Origin of the sequence: Saccharopolyspora ipomoeae, from assembly GCF_029952525.1 — a bacterium.
Taxonomy (GTDB): Bacteria; Actinomycetota; Actinomycetes; order Mycobacteriales; family Pseudonocardiaceae; genus Saccharopolyspora; species Saccharopolyspora ipomoeae.
Genome location: NZ_JASAOF010000036.1, coordinates 1 through 15,396, shown reverse-complemented (window position 1 = coordinate 15,396; position 15,396 = coordinate 1). Strand labels below are relative to the sequence as shown.

The 15,396-nt window shown below is 69.6% G+C and carries 15 protein-coding genes; 8 read left to right on the top strand and 7 right to left on the bottom strand.

Annotated features, from left to right (window positions below; genetic code table 11):
• Nucleotides 1–137 precede the first annotated feature (137 nt).
• Nucleotides 138–1,307, top strand: a complete 1,170-nt coding sequence (locus tag QFW96_RS29425; protein WP_281459012.1) for an NAD-dependent epimerase/dehydratase family protein — start codon at nt 138–140, stop codon at nt 1,305–1,307.
• A gap of 219 nt (nt 1,308–1,526) precedes the next feature.
• On the opposite strand, the gene QFW96_RS29420 is transcribed toward QFW96_RS29425, so the two are convergent.
• Nucleotides 1,527–2,432, bottom strand: a complete 906-nt coding sequence (locus QFW96_RS29420) for a sulfite exporter TauE/SafE family protein (protein ID WP_281459011.1) — start codon at nt 2,430–2,432, stop codon at nt 1,527–1,529.
• A 705-nt stretch (nt 2,433–3,137) separates the two neighbouring features.
• Between QFW96_RS29420 and QFW96_RS29415 the strand changes: the two genes are divergently transcribed.
• The gene (locus QFW96_RS29415; protein ID WP_281459010.1) at nt 3,138–3,908 is read left to right on the top strand and encodes a M23 family metallopeptidase; all 771 of its coding nucleotides are present in this window, start codon (nt 3,138–3,140) and stop codon (nt 3,906–3,908) included.
• Between the two features lie 110 nt (nt 3,909–4,018).
• On the opposite strand, the gene QFW96_RS29410 is transcribed toward QFW96_RS29415, so the two are convergent.
• From QFW96_RS29410 to QFW96_RS29390, 5 genes are all read right to left on the bottom strand, one after another.
• Complete coding sequence (locus tag QFW96_RS29410; RefSeq protein ID WP_281459009.1) at nt 4,019–4,171, bottom strand: hypothetical protein; 153 nt, start codon at nt 4,169–4,171, stop codon at nt 4,019–4,021.
• 88 nt (nt 4,172–4,259) lie between these two features.
• On the bottom strand, nt 4,260–5,066 hold the full coding sequence (locus tag QFW96_RS29405; protein WP_281459008.1) for a SigB/SigF/SigG family RNA polymerase sigma factor: 807 nt from the start codon (nt 5,064–5,066) through the stop codon (nt 4,260–4,262).
• On the bottom strand, nt 5,063–5,503 hold the full coding sequence (locus tag QFW96_RS29400) for an ATP-binding protein (RefSeq protein ID WP_281459007.1): 441 nt from the start codon (nt 5,501–5,503) through the stop codon (nt 5,063–5,065). Before QFW96_RS29400 ends, QFW96_RS29405 begins: the two co-directional genes overlap by 4 nt.
• A gap of 99 nt (nt 5,504–5,602) precedes the next feature.
• Complete coding sequence (locus tag QFW96_RS29395) at nt 5,603–6,157, bottom strand: vitamin K epoxide reductase family protein (protein WP_281459035.1); 555 nt, start codon at nt 6,155–6,157, stop codon at nt 5,603–5,605.
• A 110-nt stretch (nt 6,158–6,267) separates the two neighbouring features.
• Nucleotides 6,268–7,014: a DsbA family protein gene (locus QFW96_RS29390; RefSeq protein WP_281459006.1), complete on the bottom strand. Its 747-nt coding sequence runs from the start codon at nt 7,012–7,014 to the stop codon at nt 6,268–6,270.
• A 154-nt stretch (nt 7,015–7,168) separates the two neighbouring features.
• Here QFW96_RS29390 and ligD point away from each other — a divergent pair, with 154 nt between their 5' ends.
• Nucleotides 7,169–8,164: a non-homologous end-joining DNA ligase gene (gene ligD / locus QFW96_RS29385; protein ID WP_281459034.1), complete on the top strand. Its 996-nt coding sequence runs from the start codon at nt 7,169–7,171 to the stop codon at nt 8,162–8,164.
• Between the two features lie 10 nt (nt 8,165–8,174).
• Here ligD and QFW96_RS29380 read toward each other — a convergent pair whose 3' ends face one another.
• Nucleotides 8,175–8,330 (bottom strand): hypothetical protein, encoded by a 156-nt coding sequence (locus QFW96_RS29380; RefSeq protein ID WP_281459005.1) that lies wholly within the window; start codon nt 8,328–8,330, stop codon nt 8,175–8,177.
• Between the two features lie 295 nt (nt 8,331–8,625).
• Here QFW96_RS29380 and QFW96_RS29375 point away from each other — a divergent pair, with 295 nt between their 5' ends.
• From QFW96_RS29375 to QFW96_RS29355, 5 genes are all read left to right on the top strand, one after another.
• On the top strand, nt 8,626–9,834 hold the full coding sequence (locus QFW96_RS29375) for a PucR family transcriptional regulator (RefSeq protein ID WP_281459004.1): 1,209 nt from the start codon (nt 8,626–8,628) through the stop codon (nt 9,832–9,834).
• Between the two features lie 450 nt (nt 9,835–10,284).
• Nucleotides 10,285–11,745, top strand: coding sequence for a dihydrolipoyl dehydrogenase (gene lpdA, locus QFW96_RS29370; protein ID WP_281459003.1), 1,461 nt, complete (start codon nt 10,285–10,287; stop codon nt 11,743–11,745).
• A gap of 24 nt (nt 11,746–11,769) precedes the next feature.
• Nucleotides 11,770–12,885 (top strand): pyruvate dehydrogenase (acetyl-transferring) E1 component subunit alpha, encoded by a 1,116-nt coding sequence (gene pdhA, locus QFW96_RS29365; protein WP_281459002.1) that lies wholly within the window; start codon nt 11,770–11,772, stop codon nt 12,883–12,885.
• 127 nt (nt 12,886–13,012) lie between these two features.
• Nucleotides 13,013–14,008: an alpha-ketoacid dehydrogenase subunit beta gene (locus tag QFW96_RS29360; RefSeq protein WP_093413019.1), complete on the top strand. Its 996-nt coding sequence runs from the start codon at nt 13,013–13,015 to the stop codon at nt 14,006–14,008.
• 25 nt (nt 14,009–14,033) lie between these two features.
• Entirely contained in the window at nt 14,034–15,296 is a 1,263-nt protein-coding gene (locus tag QFW96_RS29355) for a pyruvate dehydrogenase complex dihydrolipoamide acetyltransferase (protein ID WP_281459001.1), read from the top strand.
• Nucleotides 15,297–15,396: the final 100 nt, after the last annotated feature.

The following is a 15,396-nucleotide window of genomic DNA, read 5'->3' as shown; positions in this document are numbered from 1 at the left end:
CCTCCAACGAGATTCATGCGCAAGTGTGCTGGGCTGCACGATACCGATCGCTGAGCGTGGTCTTCTTGGCGCGCCCGGGAGATGAGAGCATTCGTTTTGTTCACGCTGCACTAACGGCTGAAAAGAGGGAGACAGGCGTGCGAATCCTCGTCCTCGGAGGGGACGGCTACCTCGGTTGGCCGACCGCTCTGCACTTGTCCGACTGCGGCCACGAGGTCGCCGTGGCGGACAACTACGCCCGTCGGGGCTATGACCACGAGATGGGCGTCGAGAGCCTCGTGCCGATCGAGTCCATGCAGGTCCGCTTGAACGCCTGGAACGAGGTTTCCGGCAAGACCATCAAGCACTACTACGGCGATCTCGTCGACGAGCACTTCACCTACGAGATGATCGCCGACTTCCGGCCGGACACCATCGTGCACTTCGCCGAGCAGCGCGCGGCGCCGTACTCGATGATCGACCGCAAGCACGCGGTCTACACCCAGCAGAACAACGTGGTCGGCAACCTCAACGTGCTGTTCGCGATCCAGGAGATCGACCCGGAGATCCACCTGGTCAAGCTCGGCACGATGGGCGAGTACGGGACGCCCAACATCGACATCGAGGAGGGCTGGCTGGAGGTCACCCACAACGGGCGGACCGACCGGATGCTCTACCCGAAGAAGCCGGGCTCGTTCTACCACCTGAGCAAGGTGCACGACAGCCACAACATCGAGTTCGCCTGCCGCATCTGGGGTTTGCGCGCCACCGACCTCAACCAGGGCGTGGTCTACGGGCAGGAGACGCCGCAGACCGTGCGCGATCCGCGGCTGGCGACCCGCTTCGACTACGACGCCATCTTCGGCACCGTGCTCAACCGGTTCGTCATCCAGGCCGTGCTCGGTCACCCGCTGACGGTGTACTCGCCGGGCGGCCAGACCCGCGGCATGATCGACATCCGGGACACCGTGGAGTGCATCCGGCTGGCGGCGGAGAACCCGGCGGACCGCGGTGAGTTCCGGGTGTTCAACCAGATCACCGAGAGCTACTCGGTCGGCGAGATCGCCAAGACCATCGCCAACAACTTCGACGGCCAGGTCGAGATCGAGTACGTCGACAACCCGCGCGTCGAGCAGGGCGAGCACTACTACAACGTCAAGCACACCGGTCTGGTGGAGCTGGGCCTGCAGCCGCACCTGCTGTCCAACACGCTCATCGAGTCGCTGTTCAAGGTGGCCGACGGGCACAAGGACCGCGTGGACCTGGCGGCCATGCGGCCGACGGTCAACTGGCGCAACGCCGCCAACCCGCTGCGCGCTGAGAAGTAGGCGAGCGGAGGAGCAGGACGGAGAAGGTGGCCCCGGGCTGTTCGGCCCGGGGCGCCTCACCGCGTGTCGGGGGGCTTCCACGCGGCAGGTCTGAACATTAGCTCGTTCGGATGATCGCGGCGATACGGCACGTGGGTAAATCTCGAACCCCGCGTGAACGCCCGTCAACAGCCCCCCGCGAAGCGCCCCGGACCACCCGGAACCGTCGATCCGCCCAGGTCAGCTCTGGGCCGGGGCGGGGGCGTCCTCCTCGAGCTCCTCGATCTCGCGGCGCTCGCCGATGACCACCCGGATGGTGTAGGCCAGGGCCGCGACCCAGGCGACCACGATCGCGCCGTAGATGGCGGTCGGGGTGGGTGCCGGGAGGTCGAAGGCCTTGATCAGGGTGCGCGCGTTGGTCAGCACGATCAGACCGCCGGCGCCGACGCCGATCAGCCGCATCGGCACGATCCGCACCAGGTAGGCCGCCAGCGGGGCCGCCGCCACGCCGCCCAGCAGCAGCGCGCCCACCACGACCCAGGACAGCTGCTGGTTGGCCAGCGAGAACAGGAAGCCCAGGCTCGCCGCGACCGCGATCAGGAACTCGCTGGTGTCGACCGAGCCGATGACCTTGCGCGGCTCGACCTTGCCGGTGCTCAGCAGCGTCGGCGTCGCGACCGGGCCCCAGCCGCCACCGCCGGTGGCGTCGACGAAGCCGGCGACCAGGCCCAGCGGCGCGAGCAGCTTGGGGCTGACGCCGGTGAGCTGGCGGCGGCGCAGCGGGCGGATCGCGAAGCGCAGCAGCACGTAGAGGCCCAGCGCGAGCAGGATGGTCGACATCCACGGCTCGGCGGCCTCGGTGGAGACGTTGCTCAGCGCGGTCGCGCCGAGGAAGGCGCCGATCGCGCCCGGCACGCCCAGCGTGAGCACGATCTTCCAGTCGACGTTGCCGAACTTCCAGTGCGAGACGCCGGAGGCGACCGAGGTGCCGATCTCGGCCAGGTGCACGGACGCCGAGGCCAGCGCCGGGGTGAGACCGGCGGTGAGCAGGATCGTCGTCGAGGTGACGCCGTAGGCCATGCCGAGCGAGCCGTCGACGAGCTGCGCGATGAAACCGCCGATCGCGAAGATCAGGAATGCTTGCACGATGTCTCCGTGGTCCGGGGCGCGACGAGCGCGCGGGCTCGTGGCGGTACAGGGGAATTGCGGACAGGTGGGGCCGAGGTCTTAGCTCGAGCGCCGACACCGTGCGGAGGTGACGCGGCGCAGGTCGACGTGGAGGCGCTGCGACAGCAGCCGCCACTGATCACCGGGCGTCATGGGGGACAGTCAAACAGATCGCGCGTTCGAGTGGCAGGGTCTCCCAGAGTGCGGGAAGCCCTACCAGGCCGTTCGAGTGGTGCTTGTGTCGAATGCCACGTTCCACCCGATTCGATCTTGCGCCGCACCTCGCCGTGAACGTCCACTGTGGACCACACACCTGGAAGCGGCCGGTCCGTTTGCCGTTGCGCGCCTTGGTGGTCTACCCCTGATCGTCCGCATGACCTGCACGAACTGTTCGAATCATGAAGCACGTCGCGAGGCCGCCGGACCCGCTCGCGGGGGTGGTTCGGGGATCTCGGCCGTTACCGGACGGCGATCTTCGTGAGTCACTGAAAGTCACCGCGTAGTCGACACGAGTGGGTTAACCATCTGCTGAGTGAGCCGTGAGTTGCGGCCTGCTGTGACTGTCAGCTACGTTCTGATCCGCACGTCACGGTTCGATCACGACGAGATCTCTTTCCCCGAGGAGCTCTTGCCCGCACCCCCCGACGCGGGAGTGGCCGGACCGTTCCCCGACGGAAGGCAATGATGGGCAAGCATCGCAAGGAGGACCGGCTTCCCCCGACAGCCGGTCGTCCGATCCGCAACAAGGTTGTGGCGGCGGTGGTGGCCGGAGGCGCGTTCGCGGCAGTGGGTCAGCCGCTGTCCGCGAACGCCGGCTCCGAGCAGGACCGCGACGTCCAGCCCCTGGCCAAGACCAAGAAGCTCAGCACGGCCATCACCGGGACCCGGACCAGCCCGGCGGCCGTCCGGCTGCTGCAGGCGCAGCAGCCCTCCCAGCCCGAGGCCCAAGAGCTCGCCAAGGCCAAGGCCATCGAGGCCGAGCGCATCATCCGCGAGGAAGCCGCCCGCCAGGCGGCCATCGCCGCGGCCGAGGCCCAGCGAGCGGCCGAGGAGGCGGCGCGCAAGGCCGCGGGCTTCCACACCCCCGCCGAAGGCACCTACACCTCCGGCTTCGGCTCCCGCTGGGGCAGCAGCCACATGGGCATCGACATCGCCAACAGCATCGGCACCCCGATCTACTCGGTGGCGCCCGGCGAGGTCGTCGAAGCCGGACCGGCCAGCGGCTTCGGCCTGTGGGTCCGGGTGCAGCACGACGACGGCACGATCACCGTCTACGGCCACGTGAACACGATCGTCGCCGAGGAGGGCCAGCGGGTCGGAGCCGGCGAGCAGATCGCCACGATGGGCAACCGCGGCCAGTCCACCGGTCCGCACCTGCACTTCGAGGTCCACGAGGACGGCACCAAGATCAACCCGCTGCCGTGGCTCCGCGAGCGCGGCATCGACCTGGCGTAGCGCTCCGAAGGCGCCGAGCCCCCTCGGCGCCACCCAAGCAACCGCCCGGGGCCCGAATCCCCCGACAGGCCCCGGGCGGTTACTCACCCGTGAAGAACTGCGTCACCGGCTCACGAGCCGGGCGTCCGGCCGGTCGTCTCGGGCCTGCGGCGGAGCAGGCGCGGGAGCGGGAGCGGACGGCGTTCGGTGGTCGGTTCCTCGGTCGATCGGTCCGCCTGGTCGGTGTTCCCCGCGAGCCTGGCCAGGTCGATGCGCACACCCACTGTGTCCTCCCTCGGCTGCTCTGCCTCGATCAAGAACCACGCTAGCCGACGGGACACCGCGGGAACTCCGCTCTTCTACTCAACTTGCTCACTCGGTCGGCTGCGGAGCGTGCGCGTCGTCCTCCAGGCGGTGCCGCAGCCACGCCAGGGTCCGCGCCAGCAGGCGCGAGACGTGCATCTGCGAGATGCCGACCTGCTCGGCGATCTGCGTCTGGGTCATCCCCCGGAAGAACCGCATCACCAGGATCCGGCGTTCCCGCTCCGGCAGCTCCTCCAGCAGCGGCCGCACCATCTCCCGGTTCTCCACCTCCAGGAGCTCGGCGTCGTCGGAGCCGATGGCGTCGCCCAGCGGGATCTCGTCGGTGTCGGTGAGCAGCTCGTCCAGCGACGCGCTGCGGTAGGCGTTGCCCGCCTCCAGCCCGTGGTAGACGTCGTCGGTGCTGATGCCCAGGTGCTTGCCCAGCTCGCTGGGCGTGGGCGCCCGGCCCAGCTCCTGCGAGAGCCGGGCGATGCCCGACGAGACCGACAGGTGCAGCTCCTGCAGGCGGCGCGGCATCCGCACCGCCCAGCCGGTGTCGCGGAAGTGCCTGCGGACCTCGCCCATGATCGTCGGCACCGCGTAGGACAGAAAGTCGACGCCGCGGTCCGGGTCGAAGCGGTCGACCGCGTTGATCAGGCCCAGCACCGCGACCTGCGTGAGGTCCTCCTGCGACTCGCCGCGGTGGCTGAAGCGCCGGGCGATGTGCTCGGCGACCGGCATGTGCTCGGTGACCAGCCGGTCGCGGAGCTCGGATCGGCGCGGATCCCCCTCGTCCAGCTTCGCGAGCTCGCCGAACAGCGGCGCCAGCCGGTCGTAGCGCTCGTTGCGCGCTTGCGTGGAATCCGCCCGTTTCACACCTGAGCCGTCCGTCCCTTGGTCAACTCGATCCGCACCAGGTGACTGCCGTCGGCAGTGGGATCCGACTCGACCGAGGTTGACACAGCGTCGGCCAGCGCGCTGAGCACGCGCCAGCTGAAAGTGTCCTTGCGGGGCCCGAAATCGTCTTTGCTGCGCACTTCAGCGGTGATGGACAGCTGCTCACCGGACAGCCGGAACCGGCACACCAGGGTGGCCTCCGGCGCGGCCAGGCGCACCAGCGACGAGCACGCCTCGTCGACGGCCAGCCGCAGGTCGGCGATGGCGTCGACGTCGTGGTCGGCGCGCATCGCCAGATCGCCCACGACGGCTCGCATCACCGACAGCTGGTCGGGTTCCGCCCTGACCCGGACCTCGACCTGGTTGGGAGCGGAAGTCGCAGGCTCGACCTGCGCGACCTCGCGTTCCACGCTCATCTCGCCGACCACCTCGTCTCGCCAGCGGCGTCTCTCGCGGTGACCTGCCCTTGCGGCTAACTGGTACCCGAGACGCGGTCCGGGCAAACGCCTGGCCCGTCAGCTCGTCCAGAAGTCCCAGAACCGCAGCAGGATCAAGGTCACGATCACGAGGTACCACACTACGACGACGACGCTGTGGAACCGGCTCAGCGCCACGCCGAGCGCGCGCCCGCCGCCGAAGTGGCCTTCCCGCAGGTTGTGCAGGGTCGTGTACCAGAAAAGCGGGATGGTGACCGCCCAGACGACCATGCAGTACGGGCACAGCGCGCCGATCTCGTACAGGCTCTGCGCGATCAGCCAGTGGATGAACACCAGGGCCAGCGTGGTCCCGGCCTGCATGCCCAGCCAGAACCAGCGCGGCGGGCGGAACCCGGCCAGCGCCGCCACGCCCGCGGTGATGACCACCGGGAACGCGGCGACGCCGATCAGCGGGTTCGGGAAGCCGAACAGCGCCGCCTGGGAGCTGTCCATCACCGAACCGCAGGAGACGATCGGGTTGAGGCTGCACGAGGGCACGTAGTCCGGGTTCGACAGCTTCTCGATCTTCTCGACCGCCAGCGCGAACGCCGACACGAAGCCGATCGCGCCGCCCACGACGTAGAGCCAGGCCAGCCCGCGCGAGACGGCCGAGGGCCGCGCGTCGGCGGTGGGCCCGGCGTCGGCGGCGGGCCCACCGGCGGACGCCGCGGTGCGGGCGGCGGGTTCGAGGTCGTGGGCCGGGGTCACTTCGCCAGCTCCTGGTCCAGCATCTGGCGCAGCGACTTGTCCACGTCGGCGTAGGTCTGGGCGTTGCCCTGGTCGAACTGGCGACCGTTGACGAAGATCGTCGGGGTGCCCGAGACCTGGGCGGTCTTGGCGTCGGCGACGTCCTGGTCGATCTTGGTCTGCACGTTCGGCGAGGCCACGTCCTGCTTGAAGCGGTTCACGTCCAGGCCGATCTGCTGGGCGTACTTCTCGAACTCGGCGTTGGCCTTGGCCTCGTCGCTGCTGACCTCCTGGCCGTTGACCGCCCAGTTGGCGTAGTTGTCGAAGAGGGCGTGGTACATCTCCTTGTACTTGCCCTGCAGCGCTGCGGCCTCGGCGGCGCGCGCGGCCGGCTGCGCCAGCGGGTGCATCTCCAGCGGGTAGTTGCGGGTCACGAAGGTGACCTTGCCCGCGTAGTCCTTCTCGATCTTCGAGGTGATCGCCGAGTAGTAGGCGTGGCAGCTCGGGCACTGGTAGTCGAGGAACTCGACCATCGTGACCCTGCCGTCCGGGGCCTCGGTGAGCACGTGGCTGTCCGGCTTGCGCAGCACCTCCGCCGCGACCGGGGGCTGGGACGCCCCGCTGCCGCCGGAGTCACCACCGCCGCGGTTGAACAGCAGGACGCCGCCGATCACCACCACGGCGACGATCACCACCACCAGCGTCAGGATCACGTTGGTGGAGAGCCCGCTCTTCTGGGTCACGGGATTGTTCTTCTTCGACATCGTGCGCAGTCACCTTCGGCGGTCGTGAGGGGAACCGACCAAAACAGTCTCGCGCATTCACCCGGTCGGGAATTTCTGCGGGGGTCACCTCACAGCACCTTCACAGCGGGTTCTCAGCTTGTCGGTCCGCCCGGGCGGGGTGATGCTGGCCCGCATGACCGACCTGGCCGGGCTGCTCGACGCCGACGCGCGCGCCGCGCTGCGAGCCTGGCCCGGCGGGACCTGGCACGAGCCCGCGCTGGCCACGCTGACCCGGCACGAGTTCTCCGACGAGCACTGGATCTACGAGCGCAAGCTCGACGGCGTGCGGCTGATCGCCGGAGCCGACGGCGGCGAGCCGCAGCTGTGGTCGCGCAACCGCAAGCGCGTCGACGCCTCGTACCCGGAGATCGCCGACGCGCTGGCCGCGCAGGGCGCGCCGAGCTTCGTCGTGGACGGCGAGGTCGTCGCGTTCGAGGGCGAGAGGACCAGCTTCGCGCGGCTGCAGAAGCGGATGCACCTCACCGACCCGGCCGCCGCGCGGCGCACCGGGGTCGCGGTCTTCTACTACGTCTTCGACCTGATCGCCTTCGGCGGCGTGGACCTGACCCGGCTGCCGCTGCGCACCCGCAAGCGGTTGCTGCGCGAGTGCTTCGAGTTCGCCGACCCGTTGCGGTGGAGCGCGCACCGCAACGGCGACGGCGTGGACTTCCTCGCGCAGGCGTGCGCGCGCGGTTGGGAAGGGCTGATCGCCAAGCGGGCCGATCAGCCCTACCGGTCCGGGCGCGGCCGGGACTGGCTGAAGTTCAAGTGCGTCGCCGGTCAGGAGTTCGTCATCGGCGGGTACACCGAACCGCAGGGGTCGCGGACCGGGTTCGGCGCGCTGCTCGTCGGGTACCACGACCGCGAAGGCCTGCGTTACGCGGGCAAGGTCGGTACCGGTTACGACGAGCGCGCGTTGCGGGAACTGCGCGCGGCGCTGGACGAGCGCTCGCGCGCGGACTCACCGTTCCACGACCCGGTCCGCGAACCCGGTGTCCACTGGGCCGAACCCGAGCTGGTCGCCGAGGTCGGCTTCAGCGAGTGGACCGACGACGGGAAGCTCCGGCATCCCCGATTCTCGGGGCTGCGCAACGACAAACCCGCCGCCGACGTCCGGCGCGAGTCCTAGTCCAGGAGCTTCAGCGCTGGGCCTCGGCGACGATGGGTGTCTGGTTGGCCGCCGGATGGATCTCCGTCGGTTGGTTCGGGGCGTTCGACACAGCCAGCAGGACGGTCAGCACGACCATCGACACCGTTCCGACAACCGACACGATCGTGCGGCTGTTGCTCTGCATGGCGCTGCTCTCCCCGAAAAAGTAGTGCTGGAAGGTGAAGTGAAGGGTTCTCGGGCACGCCCGAGCGGGCGTCCCACACCAGGTGTCGCCGCAGGCAGTGGCAACGTTAACGCCGTTGACACAAATTCCGGATGTGATGTGGAACATCTTGGGGGCGAGGGGGTTTCGGGCGATTCGCGAAGGATCTGCCATCGCTGAGCGTGAAGGATCAGATACGCTGCGGGGTTGGCCCGGGCTCGGGGAAATCGCCGCCGACGGCCTCGCGGCGCCGCCGGGACCGGTATCGTCGCAGGGTGTGGTAGCCGATCCTGCCGATCTCCCGAACGTGACGCACGCGCTGGCCAAGGCCGGGCTGGACGACGTCCCGGCGCTGACCGAGCGCCTGATGTCGGCGATCTTCACCGACAACCCCGAGTGGACCGACTACCGGCCGGTGCCGCGCGAGGACCTGTGGGAGGGCTGTCGCCAGTACCTGGAGCGGATCCTGCAGATCCTCTCCGGCGAGGTCGACATCTCCGATCGCGACGACGACGTCGCCGCCACCATCGGTCGCCGCCGCGCCGAGCAGGGGGTGCCGCTGGAGGTCATGCTGCGGACGTTCCGGCTCGGCGGGCGCGTGGTGTGGGAGGCGCTGGTCGACCAGGCGCACCGCGACGGCGCCGACCCGGACGCGGTGCTGGGCGTGGCGACCTCGATCTGGCGGGTCATCGACGGGCTGTCCTCGACGCTGTCGACGTTCTACCGCAGCACCGAGCTGGAGCGGCTGCGCCGCGACGACCAGCGCAGGCACGCCCTGGTGGAGGACCTGCTGGCCGGTCGCGCCCGCGACGTCGCCTTCGCGCAGCGCACCGCCAAGGAGCTAGACCTGCCCACCGGTGGCGGCTACCTGGTGGTCGTGGCCGAGATGACCGAGGACGGCGCCTTCGCGCTGCGCGGTCATGCCGAGGCCCTGGCGGCGCTGCACTTCCGCTCGGTCTGGCAGGTCCGCGCCGACTCCCTGGTCGGGCTGATCGCGCTCGAACAGCACCCGGCGGAGCTCGCGGTGACCGCGCTGCGCCCGCTGGCCCGGGCCCGCGTCGCGGTGTCGCCGAAGGTGCAGGGGCTGGCCGAGATCGGCCTGGCCCACCAGCTCGCGCTGACCACGCTGGGCACCTCGCCGCAGGGGGCGGCGGAGCTGGTCACGCTGGAGGAGCGGTTCCCGGAGGCGCTGCTGGTGCAGTCGCCGGACCTGGCGCAGCGGCTGCTGGAGACGCAGCTCGGCCCGGTGCTGGCGCTGCCGCTCAAGGAGCGCGACATGCTGCTGGACACCCTCACCGCGTGGCTGGAGGAGAACTGCTCCACGGCCAACGCCGCGGTCCGGCTGCACTGCCACCGCAACACGGTCCTCAACCGGCTGCACCGGATCACGACCCTGATCGGCCAGCCCCTCCACGGCCGCACGGCCTACGTCTCCCTCTCCCTCGCGCTCTCGGCCCTCGGCCTCAAGGACGACACCCGCGACTGAGGCGCGCGAGGGCGGGGGTCGGCGCGTGCCGTGGGGCCGTGCTCGGCAGAGGACGGTTTTTCCTCGAATCACCCGTGATCAATGTCCGAAATGCCGGGACAGTTCTCACTAGAACTGTCGTCTGGTGACGCCCCGCGCCATTGTGCAGTGGGCATAGTTGGAAAAATTTGGGTTCTTTTCGCAGGTGGGAGGCGTAACCGCTGGTGCTGGGGTTTTGTGCCTGCGGACGTCTCGTTTGTGATCCGGATCGCGGATGCGATGTGTAACTGACGAGCGACGTGTTGTGCCCGTCACGGCGTGGCATGTGCGAAGTGCACAGTCGGTCGTCCTAAAGTCTGGGCGCCTGGGCATAGCGCCGACGTGGTCGTGCTCACGACACTGCGAGGTGTGGTTGGCCCGCTCTCGCGGGCCTTCGGTAACCGGCGCGTGCGTTCAAAGGAGCACAGCGAAGTGCAGGAGTTCGACCTTCTGGTGGTGGGCGGCGGCCCCGGTGGCTACGTCGCCGCGATCCGGGCCGCGCAGCGCGGCCTCTCGGTGGCCGTGGTGGAGAAGGAGCGGCCGGGAGGTGTGTGCCTGAACTGGGGATGCATCCCCACCAAGGCCATGCTGCGGTCGGCCGAGGTCTACGAAACCGTGCTCCACGCAGCCGATTTCGGCATCAACGTCGACAACGTCAGCGTCGACTACGACGCGATCACCCGCCGCAAGGCCAGCGTCGTCAAGGGCCTGACCGACGGCGTCGCGGGCCTGCTCAAGGGCAACGGCGTCACCGTCATCAACGGCCACGCCCGCTTCACCGGCCCGACCACCGTGGACGTCTACGCCACCGGTGAGTCCCCGCTGGGCGCCGACGGCCCCCGCTACGCCGCCGAGCCGACCGGCGCCGAGCCGATCGAGCAGGTCAAGGCCACCGACGTCATCATCGCCACCGGCTCGGTCCCCGTGCAGCTGCCGCTGCCCGGCGCGGACCTGCCCGGCGTGATCACCTCCGACGGCGCCTTCGGCCTCACCGAGGTCCCCAAGCGCATCGCCATCATCGGCGGCAGCGCCGTCGGTGCCGAGTGGGCCACCCTGTTCGACACCCTCGGCGCCGAGGTCAGCATCATCGAGATGCAGAAGACCCTCGTCCCCGCCGAGGACGCCGAGGTCGGCAAGGCGCTGGGCCGCTCGTTCACCAAGCGCGGCATCAAGGTCCTCACCGAGGCCACCGTCTCCCGCGTCGACCAGGGCTCCGACGGCCTGAAGGTCACCGTCGACGGCGCCAAGCCGCAGCAGATCGACGCCGACTACGTGCTGGTGGGCGTGGGCCGCAAGCCCAACACCGCGAGCCTCGACCTGGACAAGGCCGGTGTCGCCACCACCGAGCGCGGTTTCATCACCGTCGACGACAAGCTGCGCACCAACGTCGAGCACGTCTACGCCATCGGCGACGTGACCGGCAAGGCGCTGCTCGCGCACGTCGCCTCGCACCAGGGCGTCGTCGCCGCCGAGACCGTCGCCGGGCACCACGCCGCGATCGACTACAACGTCATCCCGGCCGCGACCTTCACGCACCCGGAGATCGCGTCGGTCGGCCTCACCGAGCAGCAGGCCAAGGACGCCGGCCACGACGTGGTCGCCGCGAAGTTCCCGTTCGCCGCGCTGGGCCGCGCCCAGAGCTACGGCGACACCGAGGGCTTCATGAAGATCGTCGCCGGGCAGAAGTACGGCGAGGTCCTGGGCGTGCACATCATCGGGCACTCCGCCAGCGACCTGATCACCGAAGGCGCGCTGGCGATGGCCCTGGAGGCCACCCTCGACGAGCTCGCCGAGACCATCCACGCGCACCCGACCCTGGGCGAGGTCGGCATGGAGGCCGCGATGAACGCGCTCGGCCTGCCGGTCCACGTCGCACCGCCGAAGAAGCGCTAGAGGCAAGAGAAAAGGGGAACCGCGATGGCACAGACCGCCACCCGCAGCAAGCCGTCCACGCGCACCGGCGCGGCCAAGACGCGGCGCAGCACCTCGGCTCGAGCCGCTGAGCGCGGCCGCTTCTCGGGGGAGTCGCCGGAGCTGCTGCGCGACTACTTCCACGAGATGACCCTGATCCGCCGCTTCGAGGAGCGCGCCGCCCAGGGCTACACGCAGGCCAAGATCGGCGGCTACTGCCACCTCAACCTCGGCGAGGAGGCGACGGTAGTAGGCCTGATGCGCTCACTGCGCAAGACCGACCTGCTGTTCACCAACTACCGCGAGCACGGCTACGCCATCGCCAAGGGCATCGAGCCCGGCCGCGTCATGGCCGAGCTCTACGGCCGCACCACCGGCACCTCCAAGGGCTGGGGCGGCTCGATGCACATGTTCGACGTCGAGGCCGGTCTGCTCGGCGGTTACGGCATCGTCGGCGGTCAGATCCCGCTGGCCACCGGTGCCGCGCTGGCCATCGACTACCGCTCCGGCGACCAGGTCGTGATGTGCCAGATGGGCGACGGCACCACCAACATCGGTGCGTTCCACGAGGCGCTGAACATCGCGGCGCTGTGGAACCTGCCGGTGGTGTTCGTGGTGATCAACAACCAGCTGGGCATGGGCACCACCGTGGAGAAGTCCTCGGCGGAGTCCGAGCTCTACAAGCGCGCCTCGGCCTACCGGATGCACGGCGAGCGGGTGGACGGCAACGACGTCCTCGCGGTCCGCGACGCCGCGTCGCGGCTGGTCGAGCAGGCCCGCGAGACCGGTCGTCCGGCGCTGCTGGAGCTGGTCAGCGAGCGGCTCAAGGGCCACTCGGTGGTCGACCCGGGCAAGTACCGCAGCGAGGAGTCGATCGAGAAGGCCAAGCAGGCCGACCCGGTCGCCGCCTTCCGCGCGGAGCTGATCCAGGCCGGCATCCTCGACGAGGACTCCGCCGCCGAGATCGAGACCAAGGCGCAGGCCGAGGCGGACGCCGCCGTGGCCTTCGCCGACGACAGCCCGCACCCCGAGGTCGAGACGCTCTTCGACTACACCTACGCCACGCCGGTCGCCAACGACTCGCGGCGACTTCCCGCGGACCCGCTGTTCGTGACCAACTGATTCACGCCCCTTTGCGGTTTTTGCGACACCCCGCCACACGTATCGCAACTCGGTGACCGGAATTCCTCGACGCCACACGAGGAATTCCGGTCCCGGGCCGCCTTTCCCGCTGTCAGGAGAAATTCCCTTGGCACTCATGACCTATCGCCAAGCGCTGCACGACACCCTCCAGGAGGAGATGCGGCGCGACGAGGACGTGTTCCTCATCGGCGAGGAGATCGGAGTCTTCGAAGGCTCCTACAAGATCACCGCCGGCCTCCTGGAGGAGTTCGGCGAGAAGCGCGTGCGCGACACCCCGATCGCCGAAGAGGGCTTCGTCGGCGCGGCCGTCGGCGCCGCGATGCTGGGCCTGCGCCCGGTCGTCGAGCTGATGACGATCAACTTCTCGCTCGTCGCCTTGGACCAGATCGTCAACCACGCCGCCAAGATCTACGGCATGTTCGGCGGTCAGACCAGCGTGCCGATGGTGCTGCGCACCCCCGGCGGTGGCGGTCAGCAGCTGGGCGCCACGCACTCGCAGAACATCGAGCTGTACTACGCGTTCGTGCCGGGCCTGAAGGTCGTCGCGCCGAGCACGCCCGCCGACGCCAAGGCGCTGCTGCTGGCCTCGATCCGCGACAACGACCCGGTGCTGTTCCTGGAGAACCTCTCCCTCTACAACACCAAGGGCGAGGTGCCGGACGTCGTGGAGCCGGCCGAGATCGGCAAGGCGAAGGTGACCCGCGAGGGCACCGACATCACCATCATCGGCTACTCGCGGATGGCGATGGTCGCCCAGCAGGTCGCCGAGAAGCTGCACGACGAGCAGGGCATCAACGCCGAGGTCATCGACCTGCGCAGCCTGCGCCCGCTGGACCGCGACACCGTCGTGGAATCGGTGCGCAAGACCGGCTGCGCCGTCGTCGCCGAGGACGACTGGCTGACCTACGGCATCGGCGCGGAGATCGCCGCCTCGATCTCCGACGGTGCCTTTGACTACCTCGACGCCCCGGTGCGGCGGGTCGCGGCGGCCGAGGTGCCGCTGCCCTACGCCAAGCCGCTGGAGCGTGCCGCATTGCCGTCCGCGGAGTCGCTGACCACCGCTGTTCACCAGACCCTGGACGCGGTGGGTCGCCGCCGCTGAGTCCCGTGCTCACCCGAGGAAGACGATGACTGACATTCAGATGCCGAGGCTCTCCGACACCATGGAGGAGGGCGTGATCGCGAACTGGCACAAGCAGGTCGGTGACAAGGTCGCGCGCGGCGAAGTGGTGGCCGAGATCGAGACCGACAAGGCCCTCATGGAGCTGGAGGCCTACGACGACGGGGTCCTGGAGAAGATCCTGGTCGAGGCCGGCACGACGGTCGCGATCGGCACGCCGATCGCGGTCCTCGGCGACGGCTCCGGCGCCGCCGCCGAGGCCGCTCCGGCCGCCCCGGCTCCCGCCGCTGCCGAGCCCGCGCCCGCGGAGGCTGCCGCCCCGGCCGCCACCCCGGCTGCCGCTTCCGCCCCGGCGGAGCCCGCTGCTCCGGCCGAGTCCGGTTCCAAGCCGAAGGCGTCGCCGCTGGCGAAGGCCGTCGCCAAGGAGAAGGGCGTCGACCTGGGCTCGGTGCAGGGCACCGGTCCCGGCGGGCGGATCATCCGCGCCGACATCGAGGCCGCGGCCTCGGCTGCTCCGGCCGCCGCCGCACCCGCTGCCGCTCCGGCCGCGCAGGCCGGTGCTCCCGCCGTCGCGAGCGACGACGTCGAGGAGATCCCGCTGTCCAACATCCGGAAGGTGACCGCCAAGCGCCTGACGGAGAGCAAGCAGAACGCCCCGCACTTCTACCTGACCAGCGCGATCGACGTGACCGAGCTGCTGGAGTTCCGGGCGAGCCTCAACGAGCGGCTGCAGGCCGCCGACGGTCCGAAGGTCAGCGTCAACGACCTGATCGTCAAGGCGGTGGCGACCTCGCTGCGCGCCAACCCGTCGGTCAACGTCTCCTTCGCCGGCGACAAGATGCTGCAGCACAAGCGCATCAACCTCGGTGTCGCGGTCGCGATCGACGGCGGTCTGGTGGTGCCGGTGGTCAAGGACGCCGATCGCAAGAGCGTCACGGAGATCGCCACCGAGAGCCGCGAGCTCGCCGGTCGGGCTCGGGAGGGCAAGCTGAAGCTGGACGAGATGTCCGGCGGCACCTTCTCGATCTCCAACCTGGGCATGTTCGGCATCGAGCAGTTCAGCGCGGTCATCAACCCGCCGGAGGCGGCGATCCTGGCGGTCGGCGCCGCGCGCGACGAGGTCCAGGTCCGCGACGGCGAGTTCGTGGCCCGCAAGATCCTTCGGGTGACGCTCTCGGCCGACCACCGCGCGGTCGACGGCGCGGTGGGCGCTGCGTTCCTGCAGCAGTTCACCTCGTTGCTGGAGGACCCGATCCGCATCATCGCCTGATCGCTCCCTCCGCCACCGTGAGCCCGGGAGAACTCCTCCCGGGCTCACGGGTTTTTGTTCGAGCGGGCGTTGTCGACCCCTGGGGGCTGTCTCTTATACA